The 659-nt window shown below is 43.4% G+C and carries 1 protein-coding gene; it reads left to right on the top strand.

Going from position 1 to position 659, the window contains the following annotated elements:
• Positions 1-99: 99 nt before the first annotated feature.
• Positions 100-537, top strand: a complete 438-nt coding sequence (gene tnpA, locus ACTHRH_RS25685; protein WP_144873665.1) for an IS200/IS605 family transposase — start codon at positions 100-102, stop codon at positions 535-537.
• Positions 538-659 lie beyond the last annotated feature (122 nt).

Genomic DNA, 659 nt, shown 5'->3' on the forward strand with positions numbered 1-659 from the left:
TTTAACTTCCAAAAGCGAGGTTCAACTCCACCGTCTTTAGACGGTATCCGCTTTTAGCCCTACAGGATCTGGAAATACTTTTACTGAAGGGGTGAAAGTATGGAAGGATACCAGAAAAACAGTCATGCGGTCTACGACATCAAATATCATGTGATATGGGTTACAAAGTACAGATATCAGATACTGAAAGGGCAATTGGCGGTAAGGACGCGGGAGTTGATCCGGCAAGGGTGCGAGGCGAGAAGGATCGGAATATTGCAGGGAAGTGTAGGTAAAGAGCACATTCACTTATTGCTGTCCTGTCCGCCAAGCCTAGCCCCGAGTAAAGTTGTACAGTATCTAAAAGGAAGATCATCGCGATTGCTGCAAGAAGAATTTCCAGAACTAAAGAAACGCTACTGGGGTCAACACTTGTGGGCAAGGGGATATTTTTGTGCGACAGTAGGAAATGTCACGGAAGAAATGATTCGAAATTACATTGCCAATCAATTTAGTGGCGAGAAGAACGAAATTTTCAAGATTGAGGACGAGTTTTAGTCGTTGTTGAAGTACGCTTGAGCGTAAGGACATTTAGAAGAGTTTTACTCTTACGCTACGACTTTAGTCGTCGACATTTATGTCTAAATCCACCTGCTTTGAGCAGGTGGTAGTTTAAGGAA

The organism is Paenibacillus sp. SAFN-117 (assembly GCF_051966115.1).
Classification (GTDB): Bacteria; Bacillota; Bacilli; order Paenibacillales; family NBRC-103111; genus Paenibacillus_L; species Paenibacillus_L residui.

What these genes read in the sequence shown, in the direction of transcription:
- tnpA (WP_144873665.1), top strand. Translation starts at nt 100, where the DNA reads ATGGAAGGATACCAGAAAAACAGTCATGCGGTCTACGACATCAAATAT.